The organism is Mucilaginibacter inviolabilis (genome assembly GCF_011089895.1).
GTDB lineage: Bacteria > Bacteroidota > Bacteroidia > Sphingobacteriales > Sphingobacteriaceae > Mucilaginibacter > Mucilaginibacter inviolabilis.
This window is the reverse complement of record NZ_JAANAT010000001.1, coordinates 3,688,358-3,705,261: the sequence shown is the minus strand read 5'-3', so window position 1 is coordinate 3,705,261 and position 16,904 is coordinate 3,688,358. Positions and strand designations below refer to the sequence as shown.

Here is a 16,904-nt window from a genome sequence, read left to right as displayed (position 1 = left end):
CTAGCTACTTGATACTTCTTACAACTTCCTGAGCCGCGATTTGACCTGATATAATAGCTGGCGGAACCCCGGGTCCCGGCACCGTTAACTGCCCGGTATACAACATATTCTTAACATGCTTAGCCCGCATGGCCGGCTTAAAAAAGGCGGTTTGCGCAAGCGTATTGGCTAATCCGTAGGCATTGCCTTTAAAGGAATGGTAGTCGGCCTTAAAGTCGTTCAACGCGTAACTGCGCTTCACTATGATGGAATCGCGGATATCCTGTCCGGTAATGTGTTTGAAGCGGCTGAGCATCAGATCGAAATATTTTTCGCGGATGCTTTCATCATCGTGAAGCCCGGGCGCAATCGGCATCAGGAAAAATAGATTTTCGCCGCCTTCCGGCGCTACGCCAGGATCGGTTTTGGAAGTGCAGGAAACATAAAATAGCGGGTTTGTAGGCCATTGTGGCGAGGTGTATATCTCTTTGGCATGCAGTTCAAAATCTTCATCAAAAAACAAATTGTGGTGTTTTATACCTTCTACCTTTTTGTTAGTACCGATGTAAAACAACAAACTCGATGGCGACATGGTTCGGCTATCCCAGTATTTTTCGGTATAGTTTTGGTGTGATTTAGGTAATAGGTGTTGGTCAACATGTTCATAATCAGCTCCGGCTATTACAAAATCAGCCTGGAATGCGCCTTGGTAGGTATTTATATTACTTGCCCTGTTATCCTTTATTTCGATGTTAACAACCTCGGTATTCAATTTTATGTCGACGCCTAGCTCTTCGGCCAGGTTAACCATAGCCTTCACAATCTGGTTCATACCGCCTTGCGGGTACCAGGTACCCAAAGCTAGGTCGGCGTAATTCATCATGCTGTACATAGCAGGGGTATTTTGCGGTGTAGCGCCCAAAAATAAAACCGGAAACTCTAATAGTTTAATCAATCTGGGGTTTTTAAAATAACCACGCACATGTTTGCTCATACTGCTTAACAGCTGCATGCTGAGGCTTTTTTTGATGAGGTTAAAGTCGATAAATTCGGTAATGGAATGCGAGGGGCGGAACACGTATTCACCTATACCAACCTGGTATTTATAAGCGGCCTGTTTTAAAAACTGCCGCAGGCCAACGCTGCTGCCTGATTCTGTTTGCTCAAAAAGGGCTTCCAGTTCGTTCATGTTGGCGGGGATATCCATTGCATCGCCAGGGCCATAATAGATGCGGTACCCGGGATCTAAACGTTCTAATTGATAGTAATCAGCGGTTTTTTTGCCAAAAAGGGCGAAAAAGTTCTCGAATACATCGGGCATCCAATACCAGCTGGGGCCCATGTCAAATTGAAAGCCATCTTTTTCCCAGACCCGTGCCCGGCCACCGGGTTGATCGTTCTTTTCTAATATGGTTACTTTAAAGCCTTCTTTAGCTAACACACAGGCAGCTGATAAGCCCGCGAAACCAGCCCCGATGATGATGATATGCCTGCCCCTGTTCATATAGCTATAGAGGGCCAAGTTAAACAAATTGTTTTGTGGTCATAAAAAAACAATAACGGTTTGAATTTGTACTTTTGGAGATCAGCCCACGTGTAAATGATGAATCTGTACGACAAGACCAGTTTTGAATGCAGTAAATTGATAACTAATAAGTATAGCACATCATTTAGCTTGGGGATAAAAGCATTTGATAAGCAATTTCGTTATCCTATTTACGCTATTTATGGCTTTGTACGGTATGCCGATGAAATAGTAGACACCTTTCATGAGTATGATAAATTAACCTTACTCAGCGATTTCAGGAAGGAAACGTTTAAAGCGATACAGGAAAAGATCAGTTTAAACCCGGTTATACACTCGTTTCAGCAGGTAGTGAATGGGTATGGTATCGAAATGGGACTTATCGACGCTTTTTTACGCTCTATGGAAATGGATCTGGATAAAAAAGCCTATGATCCGGTCTGTTATGAAACCTACATATATGGTTCGGCCGAGACGGTAGGACTCATGTGCCTGCGTGTTTTTACAGGTAATAATGAGGCGCAATATCAGTCGCTTTTATCCCAGGCCCGTAGTTTGGGGGCAGCTTTTCAGAAAGTAAATTTTTTACGTGATATACAGGCCGATTATCAGGAGCGTGGCCGTACCTATTTCCCCGGAATTGATTTTGACAATTTTACCGAACAGGACAAGCGCCGTATTGAAGCGGATATAAAAAACGATTTTGACCAGGCTTTTGAGGGGATCAAACAATTACCCGCAGGTACGCGTTTAGGGGTTTACATAGCTTATACCTATTATTTGAAACTATTTAAAAAAATAAGTTATACACCTGCAAATGTTATTCTGCAAAAAAGGATACGCATTTCTGATACCCGGAAAATGGGCTTGTACGTTAAAGCTGTTTTACAACAAAAACTGAATGTGATTTAAGATGATGAGGAGACATATTTTTTTTATAGCCGGAATGTTTTCGTTTTTGTTGATGGTACAAAACGTAAAGGCCGATGAGCCAAACCTGAAAAATATACGCAGGCAATTAAGGGAGGCTATTAATGACAGCAAAACCACTGATTCTCTTTATAAAAGTTTAAGCAGTGTAAAAAACCGTACGGGCATTATGGAGGGTTTTATAGCCGGTGTGCAGGCTTTGAAAGCAAAGCATGCCTGGAATCCATACTCCAAGATAAAGTATCTGAAAAACTGCGAAAAAACATTTGAAAAAGCCATAGAAGTTGATCCGCATAATATCGAGATCAGGTTTATGCGTTTTTCTGTGGAAGACAGTGTGCCCGGGTTTTTAGGCTACAACAAAAACATAGCTACGGATAGTAAAGAGATCATCACCCAACTGGATAAAAAAAATTATGGTACAGCTGATAAGGAACTTACGGTAGAGATCATTAAGTTTTTGGTGAATTCCCGGAGATGCACCCCCGCTCAAATTGATGAGTTAAACAAGCTCTTAGCCGCTTTAAAGTGAAATATACCTACTTATTGATCAATATATTGACCGTGTTTTTTCCGGTTGTATTATCGTTTGATAAGCGGGTTCATTTTTATAAAAGCTGGAAATTCATTTGGCCGGGAATGACCATAACCGCGCTTTTCTTTCTGTTTTGGGATGTTCTTTTCGCGGTAAAAGGGGTGTGGTCTTTTAACCCACACTATATTATAGGGCTAACTCTCTGGGGCTTACCATTGGAGGAAATCCTGTTTTTTATCACCGTACCGTTTGCTTGTATCTTTATTTATGCCTGTTTAAATTATTATATTAAATGGCAGATAGATAACAGGCTCACCCGCATTATCAATAGTTTGATCATTATGCTGAGTATATTAGGGCTCATTTTTTATTATGACCGTTTATATACTGTTGTAACTTTTGGTGTGTTACTGGTGTTGGTGCCTTTGCTGCAATATGTATTTAAAGTAAGATGGCTTAACCGGTTTTACCTGGCTTATCTGGTGGCGCTTATTCCTTTTTATATCGTAAATGGTATATTGACATCCATACCCATAGTTATATATAACAATAGCGAAAATATGGGAAAACGAATAGGTACCATCCCTATAGAGGATCATTTTTATTTAATTATCCTGTTGTTGATGAACATCGGTTTTTTTGAATATTTTAAAACTAAAAGTCAATTATCTTGAATCAACTTCCGGAGTATACCAAGTCACAGCTGGCCCTGCGTAACGGGCAGGATAAGCCGCAGATATGGGTGGCCTATAAAGGACTGATCTATGATGTGAGCGAAAGCCGGCTATGGAGAAACGGCAAACACTACGAACACTGGGCCGGGCAAGACCTGACTGAAGAACTGGCCGATGCCCCGCATACTGAAATGGTATTTGAGAAGTTTGAGCCTGTAGGGCGACTAAGCCGTCCAACCTCTTAAAGAGGGAGATAGGATGAATATATCTTCATTCATGTTGACCTATTCCTACTGTGAAATATTAAAATAAGGCTATAAAGACAAAAACAGCCACCAGCAGGGCTATAAAATTAACGGTTTACACTTTTTTAAGAAAAATTCACATAAATTATTGACTATAAGTTATTTGTGTGTATGTTAACCATGAAAAGTGTAAACCATGTAAACCCACTTTGTAACAAAATGGACTTCAAAAGCCCTCTCCTGAAGGAGAGGGTTGGGAGAAGCTTTTTATATTTCGAATTTGGATAAGCTAACAAATTCCTGTACGCGGGCTGTAATCTCTTCCTGGGATAGGTTCCGCAATCTCTCTGAGCCAAATTTTTCAACACAGAATGAAGCCAGGGCTGATCCGTATATGATGGCGTTTTTCATGGAATCAAAATTTATCGAACCTACTTTAGCCAGGTAACCAATAAATCCACCAGCGAAGGTATCGCCGGCCCCAGTCGGATCAAATACTTCGGCCAATGGCAACGCAGGGGCGCTGAATATCTTATCCTCATGGAAAAGCAGGGCACCATGCTCGCCTTTTTTAATGATCACATATTTTGGTCCCATGGTTAATATTTTACGGGCAGCCTTCACCAGGGAAAATTCACCCGACAATTGGCGGGCTTCGGCATCATTTATAGTGATCACATCAACTAGCTTAATAGTAGCCAATAATTCATCAAGAGCAATGTCCATCCAAAAGTTCATGGTATCCATCACAATCAATTTTGGACGCTTGGTTAGCCTTTTGATAACCGTTTGCTGTACCTGTGGTGATAAATTACCCAGCATCAGGTACTCGCAATCCTGGTAAGAATCTGGAATAATGGGGTCAAAAGCCTCTAAAACATTGAGCTCAGTAGCCAAAGTATCACGGCTGTTCATGTCGTTATGGTATCTTCCGCTCCAGAAAAAGGATTTTTCACCTTGTTTTATCTGCAGACCTTCGGTGTTCACGTTATGTTTTTGAAGGTCTTCGATCTCGGTCTGCGGGAAATCGTCACCTACCACAGCAACGATTTTTATACGGCCGTAAAAGTAAGATGCGCCTAAACTGGCAAAGGTTGCCGACCCACCAACAATTTTATCTGTCTTTCCGAAGGGTGTTTCAATAGCGTCAAATGCCACAGTACCAATAACTAACAAGCTCATGTAAAATATTTTTAAAATTTTTTTGCGCAAATATTGTGAAATTACCTCAGAAATCATACTTTTGCACCACTCCAATCGGAAAATACTCCTGAGTAGCTCAGCCGGTTAGAGCATCTGACTGTTAATCAGAGGGTCGCTGGTTCGAGCCCAGCCTCAGGAGCAATAAGCCTAGCATGTCCGCTAGGCTTTTTTTGTTTTCTGCAAAATTCAAAATATGCATTTGAAACCTATTGAATTACATTCTTATTCTAGTCTATTTTCCTATAACTTAATTTAAGCGCATCTTTTCTGAGGGCTCATAGCAAAATCCTGGAATGCTTTCTGGTCCTGATATTTAATATAATATTGGCTTAATATTCATTACTTATCTTCGAGGCGTATGTACATCGTTTCAGATACAGACCAGGAACTGATAGCTGCCTTACAAAAAGGAGATGAGGCTGCATTCAAAACGCTGTATGAAAAGTACTGGGCCGAAGTTTATACGATGATCTACCGACGGATTGGTGATGTGGATGATTCGAAAGATATTGTTCAGAACATTTTTGTGAATATCTGGATTTCGAGAAAAAACATTATCGCAGAAAAATCATTAGCCCCCTGGCTAAATACCGCTGCAAGAACAAAGGCTATCAGCCATTATAAAAAAAAGTACGCTTCCATCAATCGGGATACCAGTTTTCAGAATGACCTGCCAGAACATTATTCTCCGGAGTTTAACCTGGAGGCTAAAGAACTGGAATCGGTTTTTAAGGACGAGATAGAAAAGATGCCTGATACTATGCAGAAAACTTTTTTACTCAGTCGCTATGAGAATAAATCAATTCGTGAAATAGCTATAGAGCTTTCCCTCTCAGAGCAAACTATAAAGAATAACATTTCCCAGGCGCTGGAACGTTTACGCAGAAAAGCGAAAACATTTTACGCAGAGCCCGCTAACCTGGCCGGCATTTTAATTTTCCTGTTAACAAAGAAGTAATACATTCATAACTGTCCCTTAAAGTACTTTATCGGTTTGACTCGGTAGATGTATATATGCGGAACAGAAGAAAGTCCTTTAATAATGATCTTGACCGGGAGGCTAACGCCTGGTTTGATCAGACTGATGATAACCAACCATTTGATGCATTTGGCAGTAATGAAGCTAAACAGCGCATTGGCGAGGATATATTTAAAGGTATCCGTAATGAAATCCATAAAAAAAGATTTAATCGTTACTATTATTTAAAAATAGCATCTGTCATTGTTTTCCTTTCCGGCCTTGGTATTCTGGCTTCCATGATAATTCGGCAGCATTTGGAAGAACAGCGTCGGGTAGTTTGGTCGGAGGTAAAATCCCTGCATGGGCATCTGGATAAAATGGTGCTCTCTGACAGCTCAGTTGTTTATTTAAGGCCCGGATCTGTTCTGAAATTCCCACAGAAATTCAAAGGCCATCTTCGTGAAGTGCAGCTAGTAGAAGGCGAAGCCTTTTTTGAGGTAAAGCATGATGCTAATCATCCTTTCATTGTATTATCCGGAAAGCTGAACACACAAGTGCTCGGCACCTCATTTCTTATAAAAAACTACAAACAACTTAAGCATATACAAGTAAGTGTAGCAACGGGCAAGGTAGCGGTGATGAATGGTAAAAAACTACTGCGTCTTTTAACACCGCAGCAACAGTTAACCTTTAATACACTAACGGACGAGATTGATTTTACGACAATTTCTGCCGGGCTGGCAGACAACTGGAAGAGCGGTGAGTATGTGCTTAAGAATGCTTCTATAAGCGAGTTAGCCTTACAACTGGAAAATATTTATGGCTTAAAGGTAATCCTGAAATCACCTGATTTGCAAAAATTAAGTATTACCACACAATTCAATATGAAAGATAATATCCGGGATATACTGGAGCAGTTAAAGCTTATTCACCATGTTAATTATGTCATTAAAAATAAGGAGGTCGCACTTATGAAATAACAATTTACATTAATTCCTCCTCAAAATAAAAATCAGTACCCGCTTGGAACAGGTACTGATTAAATACGCGGCTCCACAGACTAACAGAAAATTGCAGCTTCCTGGATGTTTATGTGGTACCCGCTTTTGCTTAATAAATAAACGACTCGAAAATATGAAAAAATCGGTAACGGTTATAGTTACAATTTTTATGAGAATTTCTTTGGTTATATGTTTTATTTCAATAAATATATTTGCCGCATTTTGTGCTAATATTAGCTCAGCACAGAATTTGAATACCAAAGTTTCTGTCCATTTTAAAAATGGAGAAACCTTAGAAAATGCAATAGAGAAACTGAGAGGACTTACAAATGTTAAATTCTCTTATGATCCTGCAGCATTAGAGCAGGTTACTCTGAAAAATTATGATTTTTCAGATCAATCCCTTGCTTATGTATTGGATGTCATTTTATCTAAAACAGAATTTAAATACGCAGACCAAAAAAACGTCATTGTTTTATTCAAAAAAAGCCCCCCGGTAGAAGGCGTCATAGAAGGAACCATCTATGACGCCAAGTCCAAAGAAACATTAATCGGGGCAACAGTGACCATCAATGGCCGTTCCTATTCGGCAGATGTCAATGGCCATTATCGTATTAGCTTACCGGTTGGTGTTTACGATCTGAGTGCCGGATATATTGGCTATAAAGTAAAAAAGATCCTGAGCGTATCCGTAAAGGAAAAAAACACGGTCACCTTAAATATTTACCTGGAGGTACTATCTACACAATTGAACGAGGTGAGTGTGCAGGCACGCCGGAAAGTGGATAACCAGATATCATTATTAAATGATCGAAAACTTAGTGCAGTGGTTTCTGATGGTATTTCTGCTGCTAACATCGAAAAAACAGCGAGTATTACCACTACACAAGCCTTGCAACGGGTGTCGGGAGTTACCGTTACGGATGGTAAATATGTAGCGATAAGGGGCTTAGGTGACCGAAGCGTTATCGGGGAGCTGAATGGTGTGCGGTTGGCTTCGGCTAATCCAGATCGTAGTTCTATTCCTCTTGACTTGATCCCGGCATCTTTACTGGATAACATAACGGTTTATAAAACAGCCACCCCGGATAAACCCGCCGACGCCGCAGCCGGTATCATTGAATTGAAAACAAAATCAGTACCTGACTCTGCTACATTGACTATTACTGTAGAGAACGGATTTAATTCTAATGTAGGTTTCGGTGGAAAGGTGAATGGTTTTTATAACGATAACCTGGGCACGTGGGGGCAAAATGTAGCTAAGAAAAATCTGTCAAAAGATTTTACCAATCTGGCTACTGAATACCCTGGCGGAAATCTGCAAATGCAGCAGATCATCGCAGATAGCAGAAATAGCCCTGAATTAGCTAAGCAAGCCAGCCAGATTAATAATATCATGCACGGCTTTGATCCAGTGCTGACAACAAACTACCATCCGGCTCAATCAAACCAGGTTTATTCTGTGAGTTATGGTAATTCTTTCAAAATATTCAAAACCCATGAACTGGGTGTTATAGCCGGTGCCAGCTATTATTACAGGTCTGATGATATTTACAATGGGACTGTTACCGACTATTCCATCAGGCAAGGGGTGGTTACGGGCAGCAATTATATTTTTGCTCCACGTATCATTCCTTCCTATATCACCCCTAATAACCCAAACCTGGGGCAGTATGTCAATTTAAAAGAAAATACAGGCACACAAACCTTGAATTATGGTTTTCTTGCCGGTTTAACTTACCGGTTTAATGCCTTAAATGAAATCAACCTGCAATATATGGGCAGCAGAGGAGCAGAGGCAGAAGGACAAAATCTGCACGGAAGCTTTAATTATGTAGCCCTTCCCGGAACAGTTACTGAAACCAGCTATACATTAAGGCAAACGTATCGTACCCTGAATACCTTTAATCTGCAGGGTGAGCACAAATTATGGGATGCCAAAAATGGCATTAAGGTGAGTTATAACCTGGCCACATCAAAATCTGAACAAAACGAGCCCGATTACAGAGTTGTTAACCTGATTGATTACAAACTACCCAAACCCGGTTTATTTGGTATTATCGGCCCTAATAATAGCATCGGTTCCATTTCAACTAATGATTATTATTCATTGCTATCAGGCTATGCAAATGGTATAGGGCCATTTGGTAAAGTACAGGTTGATCCGAATGGCAGGTACTATCGTGATTTAAATGAAACCAATCATAACTACAAAGTTGATGTAACTGTACCTTTTACCCTTCTGGGGCAGCAACAACTGTTAAAGCTTGGTGGTAATTACCTGCATCGTGACCGGGTATATACCGAAAACCAGCTTACCCTTCCCGGATCAAATTTTTCTTCATTGGGCTCCGCTCCATTATATACGGTGAATGGAAATCTTAATCAACTGGTGGGCTATGATAAGGTAGGTATTCTTAACCCTTCCAATTATAATGCGGAGGGCAGCCCGGTTGTTGGCGGATTTCTTTATAACTCCTTAAAATCCCCTAATAATTATACTGGTTTTTATGAAACCCGGGCTTTTTATGCCATGGCAGATCTGAAGCCCTTAAAGAATCTCCGTTTTACCGGTGGTGTACGGTTTGAGTCTACCAATATCCAATCGCTGGTGGATACGACTAACATTTACATCGACCCTTCATTAAAACAGGGGAATGTTAACCTGGTACTTATCAATCCAAAAACAGTTTATACCACAAAATACAAGCCTTACTACTCTGCAAACTTAACTTATACTTTGAAGCAGAACATGAACTTCAGGTTTGCGTATAGTACCGCATTGGCCCGACCTGAGTTAAGGGAACTAACCAACGTTTATAATTACGACCCGGTACAACAAGCGGTAGTGGTAGGTAATCCCAATCTGAAGAATCAGTTTAACCGCAATATGGATTTTAGATGGGAATGGTTTCCTAATCCGGGCGAAGTGATTTCAGCTTCCGGCTTTTATAAACAGATCACTGACCAGCTGACCAAAACTTATACCTTAAATTCTGCTGGCGACTTATCTAATTATCCTGAGTTTCCTGTTATTAAGTACACAAATGATCCCAATAAAGGTAAGGTGTACGGGGTAGAGCTGGAGGTAGTTAAGGATTTAGGTAGAGTATGGACTCCGCTTCGATATTTTTTCATTGGTACAAATTTAATGCTGGCACAGAGTTCCATACAGAAGAATGCTGAACGATTAAATGATAACCGTACCATTGACCGGCAGGCATCAGCCACCAGTCCTTTGTTTGAACAGGCGCCTTACTCCATCAACGCTTCCCTGGATTATGATAATCCACATAGTAAGACCAATATCACTGTAAGCTTTAATGAGGTAGGTGAACGATTGATCCAGGTGAACCTAACCGGTGAACCCGATTTGTATACCCGCCCTGTACCTGTTCTTGACTTGGTTTTCAGGCAACAGATTACCCGCAGGCTACAACTAAAAGGATTTGCTAAAAATATACTGAATCATCCTTACCAGGAGGTTTATGCCGATCCGGGAACCGGAGGGCAGTATTATGGCAAAAGCTATATCCACCGCAGCTATACCTATGGAACCGAACTGATGCTGGGCTTAACTTATAATCTGTATTAAACTATGAAAGTATCACAATATATTCTATTCATATTTCTGACGGTAACAGTAATCTGTTCCTGTAAAAAAAAGGAAGACTTTACATACGATAATCGCCCTACAAGTTTGCATTTTGCCAACTCCAGCGCACGTATAGTTAATATATCCGATTATAACCAGGTAATTGCTAATGGGCAAAAGCTAACTAATTTCCTGCCTCAGGTCCAGGGAAATGTACCGCCTGTAAGCGGAACACTTTATTTTCCTTCAACCGGTAGTTTCAGCGGTAAAGGGAATGCCTGGTATATTCCTCAAAACCTGATCAATGCTGACGGATCTGCGAATATATCGCTAAACAAAGTATCTATGATAGGAGCAGGTGCTCCAAATGATACCATTAGTCCAACGGTATTTAAGGCGGTTGATAATTTTAATCATCCGTTAGACTATTACGCAATTTATAGCGGCGTTCATAGTGCCAGTTTCCCGCCGCTTACTGATACCGTGATTGCCATACCCCGTTCTGTTTCGGCTCCGTCCGATCCAACACATTTTAAGATCAGGGTGCTAAACCTTATCGATAACGGCGACCCATCTAATTTAAAAGGACCGTTGACTTTAACTTATGCGGACGGTACACCCGTAAATACAGTCACCTCTGGTGTTAAACAGGGCGCCTATTCAGATTATATAGAGCTACCGTATGGATCATACCAATTTAAGTTACAAACGCAAAATGGGGCGCAGCTACCTTGTGCCGCCAATAGTGGTTTAGAAAGCGTGGGAATAACTTATGTTGATCCGGTTACCGGGATTATGGTTGATGGGCATAATAATTTTTTAAACAACGTTATTGCCACCATCCAATCTTATGAGCCTGGTGGGGTTTACACCGTTGTGGCATCGGTTAACGGCACATTTGTTCCGTACATTAATGAAGGTGCGGTTTACATCAATTCTTTCAGAACCATAGCCGATATCAGTGTGCCGGTAAATTTAACCTACGCAAGGGTTCAGGCTGTAAATGTTATCCCGGGAGCCAATATCAGTTTACTGGTTGATGGCAAATCTCTGGGTTCTGCCCTGGCTTTTGGCAAAGCAACAGATTACCAGATCTATGTACAAGGCGACCATGATATAAAGGCTATAGATCAAAACGGGAAAGTTCTTGCCGAAAAAACGCTCTCTGTAAAAGGTAATGATGTATGGACAGTTTGGGCATATGCTGCCAATGGTAAAACGGACTTGTCATTTGCAACAGATAACATGAGCGGTAATTACTTTAACAACAATTATGGCGGAGATGTAGCGACGGGCGTGAATAGTATAACTCATTATGCTTATACTCCGGCACTCCGGTTTTTAAACTTTTGCCAGGATTTACCTTATGCCACATTTACCGATCAGAATGGGCAGCCTTTGCAGCAAAATATTACACCAGGACAAATCTTAACAACCTCCGCCTATACTTTGGGCATTCCTGACCAGATCAGGGTTTACCAATCCCAGCCATCTCCTTTGATTGTGCCCGGAACATGGCTTTCCAATATTACCGCAATCCAGCCGGCAGATTTTATTGCCAACAAATCAGTTTATAGTCAGGGCAATTTTACAGGTCTGCCACGAACAGAATTCGGCATTTATTCAGTGGCGCTTATTGGTAGTCTTAACAATGCGGGTGGGGCAGGCCAGGGAGCACATTTAGTCATTATTAAACATAATAAATAAAATATGAAGCAATTAAAGTTTGTTTTCGGAGCGATGATTTGTTTCTACTCCATATATAGCTTAATGGGTTGTCAGAAACTCAGCTACCATACCATCAATAAAGCGGCTTATCTGCGTGTTTTTAATGATTTAAATTATGCTTTAACGCTGGATAATAAAGATGCTCCGCTTCCCTTTTTAACAATGCTGATAGACCCGGTTATCGACTCCAAAGGAGTGATCACAGGTGCTGCTATTATGGGCGACCATTTAGATACGCGGTCAAGTTATGCTCCGGCCTATCCGGCACATGCCGGAAATTCAGGTTTTCGCAATCCGGAATATCCGGGTCAGGAGAATGTTCTGGTAGGCCCGATACTGAATGGTATCGATTTGTCGAGCTGGGCACAGATACCTTCGGGCAAGCACCGCATTATGTTTGTGAGCCGCCCGGTAACCGCGGATGCATTTTTAAGCCTTGACCCTTCCAATCGTAATAAAATATTGGTAGACACCACTATTAATTTGAATGAAGGCCAGGTGTATACGATGGAAACAATAAATGCGGATGCTTATAGTAATAAGGTATCCCTGTATCTGCGTAACGAGCAGTTTACCAATACGGCATTTTCAGATTCATCAGTATATGTCAATTTCTACAACTTAGGATCAAAAGGTTATTGGCAAAAGAATTATGGTGTTATAGATGTGGGTTCCGGGCAACAGGTGCCAGAGGTGAAAGATACTATGAATATTTATCTCTCCCTGCTCAAAGGAAATAGTAGCAACCCATATCCTTCGCCGGCCTCCGATAGTGCCGCGGTTGGGTATAACAGTATTTATTTTGCCCGGGTGATACGATCAACGGCCTCTGATGTGCATCCTTATTACAGTTTTCCTTTATTCCCAACGGTAGGCTCAAATCATATATCCACTAATATCTATCAGGTATTTGATCTTTTTGCGCCCGGGTATGATAATAACCGGGTAGGTCCCGGCAGTAATCCGGTTTCTTATCCCAATTACGCCGGAATTATATGCTTTGGCTATGATTATACACAGGGGCAAACACCAAATTTAATTGTCACAACGCCTTCTGGTCAATATAACCCAAGGTCATTCGGAACCATCAACACTATCGAGATTGTTAATGGCAAAACTTACCTCATGACCGTTCAGCGCAAATATGACCCACCGGTAATTCATTGATATAACATACAGATATGAAAAAATTAATCAATCTATTCATTATAATTCCGGTCGTGTTACTGACGGCTTTGGGATACTCTTCCTGCCAGAAAACAAGTCTGGATGCACCAGCATCTACGGTGACCTTCAGGCCCGCCAGCGATTTTTTGAAAAATAACTATGAGTTTACCCTTTTTTATGCAGCCATTAAAAGAGCTGGCCTGGTAGATAGTTTAAATGGACCTGGCCCGTTTACCATTTTTGCTCCGGATGATAATGCATTTAATTTAAGGGGAATTCACAGCGCTGCTGATTTTGATAAAATGAATGCAGACAGTTTACGCTTTCAATTAAAATATCATATCCTCAACCGTAAGCTATTTATCAGCGATGTGCCCAAGGCTCTGGATAACCTGTATGCCAATGCCGATGGTTTGCAATTGTATTTAAGCAAGCAACTTGCCGGTGGCGGTACTGATTTATCTGTTAACGGAGTAAGCGTTTCCAAATCCAATGTGATCGTTTCTAATGGGATCATACATGTGCTGCAAAATGTATTAAAATACAATCCCATCACCGTTCAGGATTATCTGGCTGCTAATAAGGATCTCTCTTATTTTGTAGCAGGGCTCAAGAAATTTAACCTTTGGGACAGTCTCAAAACGGCAGGGCCATACACAATTGTAGCGCCAACTAATGAAGCTTTTATTAAAAATGGGATCACGTTGGATACCATCAATAATCTTCAGGCGGCAAATTATAATCCCTTCCTGTTTAAAGTTTATGTATTGCATCCTCACCACATTTTTCTCAGTGATGGCTGGAATATTGGCGGGAATAATGGGGTTAGCGTCACTGACGGCAATTATCAACTTTCAATTTCACAGTTTTTCGGTGGTCAGTTTGCGCTGCCTCTAAATCAACAAACCACCTATCGTGTCGGTCTCTCCGACCCCGATAAGGGACGGGATATTGTCACGACGAACGGAATAGTTGATTTAATTGCCGATCTCTTGTATTTCCCGGCTGATGCACGCAAATAATGCTAATCATATGCTCATTTAATTAAAAAACATGAAATATCAACATATATATAATCAGATAAGAAGCAAGATGGGCTCTTTGTTGCTGATGCTTTGCATCTCGGCATTATGGCTATCCTGTAAAAAAAATGAGGAGCCGCCAATTCCTGTGGGGAAACCTATCAAATATTCTGGTCAGATGCTGGGAAGTATTGATTCGGCTTTGCAGAAATCACCTTATACCTTGTTTTACGCCGCGTGGAAACAGGGTGGGCTGGACAGTCTGGTAGCGGCTGTTAAGCCATCATCATTAACCATTTACGCGCCCACAGACAGTGCATTTACCGCGGCTGGCTATACAATGAGCCGGATTAAGAGCACCAGCAAACCCATATTAGATAGCCTATTGCTGTTTCATATAGGATTAGGGACTTACGTTGATTCAACATTAACTACTTTGAACGGGACTACGGAGGTTACCACTTTATTGCAAAGCGCTAATCCGCCGCAATCAGTTCCTCCTTCCTTTCCATTTAATGCCGGCACGCCCTATATCTATTCGTTATTTGTTTCACCCAATAATGGATTTTGGATCAATGGCAAACAGGTGAAAACCAGGCAAAAGAACATCACTGCTTTTCACGCTATTATTTATCCTATTAACCAGGTTTTGCAAAAACCGGATAAGGATATTTATGCCATCCTGAATAGCGACCCAAGGTTTAGTTACCTGATGGCTTCTTACCGGATGAGCGATAGTTTGGTAATAGCCAACATTGGATTTTTAATTAAAAGCGATACCACCAACCTATATTTATCGCCCAATTTTTCTAATGTGACCTTATTTGCGCCAACTAATGATGTGTTCATTAAATTTCTGGCGGGTGTATATCACAAAAATACCAGCGCTGTTACTTTGGATGATCTTCGAAATTATCAGAACCGGACTACGGGACAAATAGATTTTAACGAGCTTTCCCCGATCGATACGCTGATCAGCTGCTATAATGTTAATTATGGGTTTGGGAGGAACAGTTCTTCGACCAGGCCGCTGGTAACAGGTTCAACCTGGCTTTATAATGATCTGTTGTATAATGCCGCAAGTTTAAGTGGATATGTGGTAAGCCCGGCAAGGAGTGGAGGTTACCCGGCAGTTATTGTTGACCTGGATTTTCCACATACCGGTAACCAGGTTCAGGTGAAACGGCACACATCCAATACCTCACCGCCCGTGAATATTACACAACACGATATTATGGCCACCAATGGGGTGATCCATATAGTGGATGGCATACTGCAACCTTAATTAAACCTGAAATTTCAATTAAAAAAACATGATCAATTTTAAATATAAACGGCTGTTCAGTTTAGTTGTCATCAGTGGTGCCTTCTTATTATTACTGCAAGCCTGTAAAAAAGATAAAGTGGTTAATAATAACAATACCGGGCTTGATAACAGGATAGGGAATATCATTACGGATAATTTTAACCTGTCGTTATTTAATGCTGCCCTTAATTATACAGGCCTTTATCCGCAATTAAACAGCACCCAGACCTTAACGGTATTGGCACCCGATGATCCCTCGTTTAATAATGCGGGCTATAGTTCTGCGGTAAGCGTAAGGGCTGCTAATAAGGCCGTATTGACGCAAGTGATACGTTACCATGTACTTGCCGGTAAGTATGATTTTAATACGCTTCCGTTCCTTTTTAATCAGGAGGTAAAGACAATTGACGGACTAAGCATGTACGTAACGCGTTGGGTGAAAGGTAAGGATACCGTATTGACCGTTAACGGAACTCAGATTGTTTCTAAAAATCTTCCGGGTTCAAACGGCTTAATTCAGGTTATTAATGCGGTACTTACTCCGTCTACTTATCCGTTGCTTACACAAGCCATTGCTTCCAACGATTCTCTTACTTTTTTCAGTCAGGCCTTAGTAAGGGCCAATTTAAATAGCACATTACAGGCAATTGGGCCATATACCGTGTTTGCACCAACTAACGGGGCCTTTAAAGCGATGGGCTATGCTTCGTTAGATAGCATCAACCATACCAGCCCGGCAACCCTCAACGCTTTGCTGAAGTACCAGATGCTTTCAGGGAGAAAATTTGTATATGACTACGTGCTTTCCACAGACTCCACCAACATCAGTAAGCAAGCTATGCTTGACGGGAATAATTTAACTGTAAATGTGCAACAGGATCCTTATACATTGAAATATACCGGTATTACCCTGCAAGGGATTGGTAATACATCGCCGGTAACCCTGATCAATCAAAATATACTAACGGGCAACGGGGTGCTTCATGTTATTAACCGGGTACTCAAACCTAACTTTTAACCATCAATAAAACTT

General features: G+C 41.1%; 14 protein-coding genes and 1 tRNA gene. 13 read left to right on the top strand and 2 right to left on the bottom strand.

Annotated features, from left to right (window positions below; genetic code table 11):
• Positions 1-4 precede the first annotated feature (4 nt).
• Positions 5-1,483 carry a bifunctional phytoene desaturase/3,4-desaturase gene (gene crtID / locus G7092_RS15300; protein ID WP_166090670.1) on the bottom strand — a complete coding sequence of 493 codons (1,479 nt, stop codon included), beginning with the start codon at positions 1,481-1,483 and terminating at the stop codon, positions 5-7.
• Between the two features lie 96 nt (positions 1,484-1,579).
• On the opposite strand from crtID, the gene G7092_RS15295 reads away from it, so the two are divergent.
• Genes G7092_RS15295 through G7092_RS15280 form a run of 4 tightly spaced genes read left to right on the top strand, consistent with a single transcriptional unit; the run spans position 1,580 to position 3,888 of the window.
• Positions 1,580-2,416, top strand: coding sequence for a phytoene/squalene synthase family protein (locus G7092_RS15295; protein ID WP_166090669.1), 837 nt, complete (start codon positions 1,580-1,582; stop codon positions 2,414-2,416).
• A gap of 1 nt (position 2,417) precedes the next feature.
• Complete coding sequence (locus G7092_RS15290) at positions 2,418-2,966, top strand: hypothetical protein (RefSeq protein WP_166090668.1); 549 nt, start codon at positions 2,418-2,420, stop codon at positions 2,964-2,966.
• A complete protein-coding gene (locus G7092_RS15285) occupies positions 2,963-3,643 on the top strand; it encodes a lycopene cyclase domain-containing protein (protein ID WP_166090666.1) in 681 nt (226 codons plus the stop codon). The genes G7092_RS15290 and G7092_RS15285 overlap by 4 nt, the downstream gene beginning before the upstream one ends.
• Complete coding sequence (locus G7092_RS15280; protein ID WP_202985276.1) at positions 3,640-3,888, top strand: cytochrome b5 domain-containing protein; 249 nt, start codon at positions 3,640-3,642, stop codon at positions 3,886-3,888. The genes G7092_RS15285 and G7092_RS15280 overlap by 4 nt, the downstream gene beginning before the upstream one ends.
• Before the next feature lie 267 nt (positions 3,889-4,155).
• Here the strand turns inward: G7092_RS15280 and G7092_RS15275 are convergent, their stop codons facing one another.
• Positions 4,156-5,070, bottom strand: coding sequence for a PfkB family carbohydrate kinase (locus G7092_RS15275; RefSeq protein ID WP_166090664.1), 915 nt, complete (start codon positions 5,068-5,070; stop codon positions 4,156-4,158).
• Between the two features lie 86 nt (positions 5,071-5,156).
• Here G7092_RS15275 and G7092_RS15270 point away from each other — a divergent pair.
• From G7092_RS15270 to G7092_RS15230, 9 genes are all read left to right on the top strand, one after another.
• Positions 5,157-5,230, top strand: a tRNA-Asn gene (locus tag G7092_RS15270).
• A gap of 219 nt (positions 5,231-5,449) precedes the next feature.
• A complete protein-coding gene (locus G7092_RS15265) occupies positions 5,450-6,049 on the top strand; it encodes an RNA polymerase sigma factor (protein ID WP_166090663.1) in 600 nt (199 codons plus the stop codon).
• Positions 6,050-6,105: 56 nt separating this feature from the next.
• Entirely contained in the window at positions 6,106-7,032 is a 927-nt protein-coding gene (locus G7092_RS15260; protein ID WP_166090662.1) for a FecR family protein, read from the top strand.
• A gap of 271 nt (positions 7,033-7,303) precedes the next feature.
• Entirely contained in the window at positions 7,304-10,648 is a 3,345-nt protein-coding gene (locus G7092_RS15255) for a TonB-dependent receptor domain-containing protein (RefSeq protein WP_166090661.1), read from the top strand.
• 3 nt (positions 10,649-10,651) lie between these two features.
• A complete protein-coding gene (locus G7092_RS15250) occupies positions 10,652-12,355 on the top strand; it encodes a DUF4397 domain-containing protein (protein WP_166090659.1) in 1,704 nt (567 codons plus the stop codon).
• 3 nt (positions 12,356-12,358) lie between these two features.
• Positions 12,359-13,543: a hypothetical protein gene (locus G7092_RS15245; protein ID WP_166090658.1), complete on the top strand. Its 1,185-nt coding sequence runs from the start codon at positions 12,359-12,361 to the stop codon at positions 13,541-13,543.
• Positions 13,544-13,557: 14 nt separating this feature from the next.
• Positions 13,558-14,565, top strand: a complete 1,008-nt coding sequence (locus G7092_RS15240) for a fasciclin domain-containing protein (RefSeq protein WP_166090657.1) — start codon at positions 13,558-13,560, stop codon at positions 14,563-14,565.
• Between the two features lie 31 nt (positions 14,566-14,596).
• Complete coding sequence (locus G7092_RS15235; RefSeq protein ID WP_166090656.1) at positions 14,597-15,850, top strand: fasciclin domain-containing protein; 1,254 nt, start codon at positions 14,597-14,599, stop codon at positions 15,848-15,850.
• A 28-nt stretch (positions 15,851-15,878) separates the two neighbouring features.
• Positions 15,879-16,889, top strand: a complete 1,011-nt coding sequence (locus G7092_RS15230) for a fasciclin domain-containing protein (protein WP_166090655.1) — start codon at positions 15,879-15,881, stop codon at positions 16,887-16,889.
• The last annotated feature ends 15 nt before the right edge of the window (positions 16,890-16,904 follow it).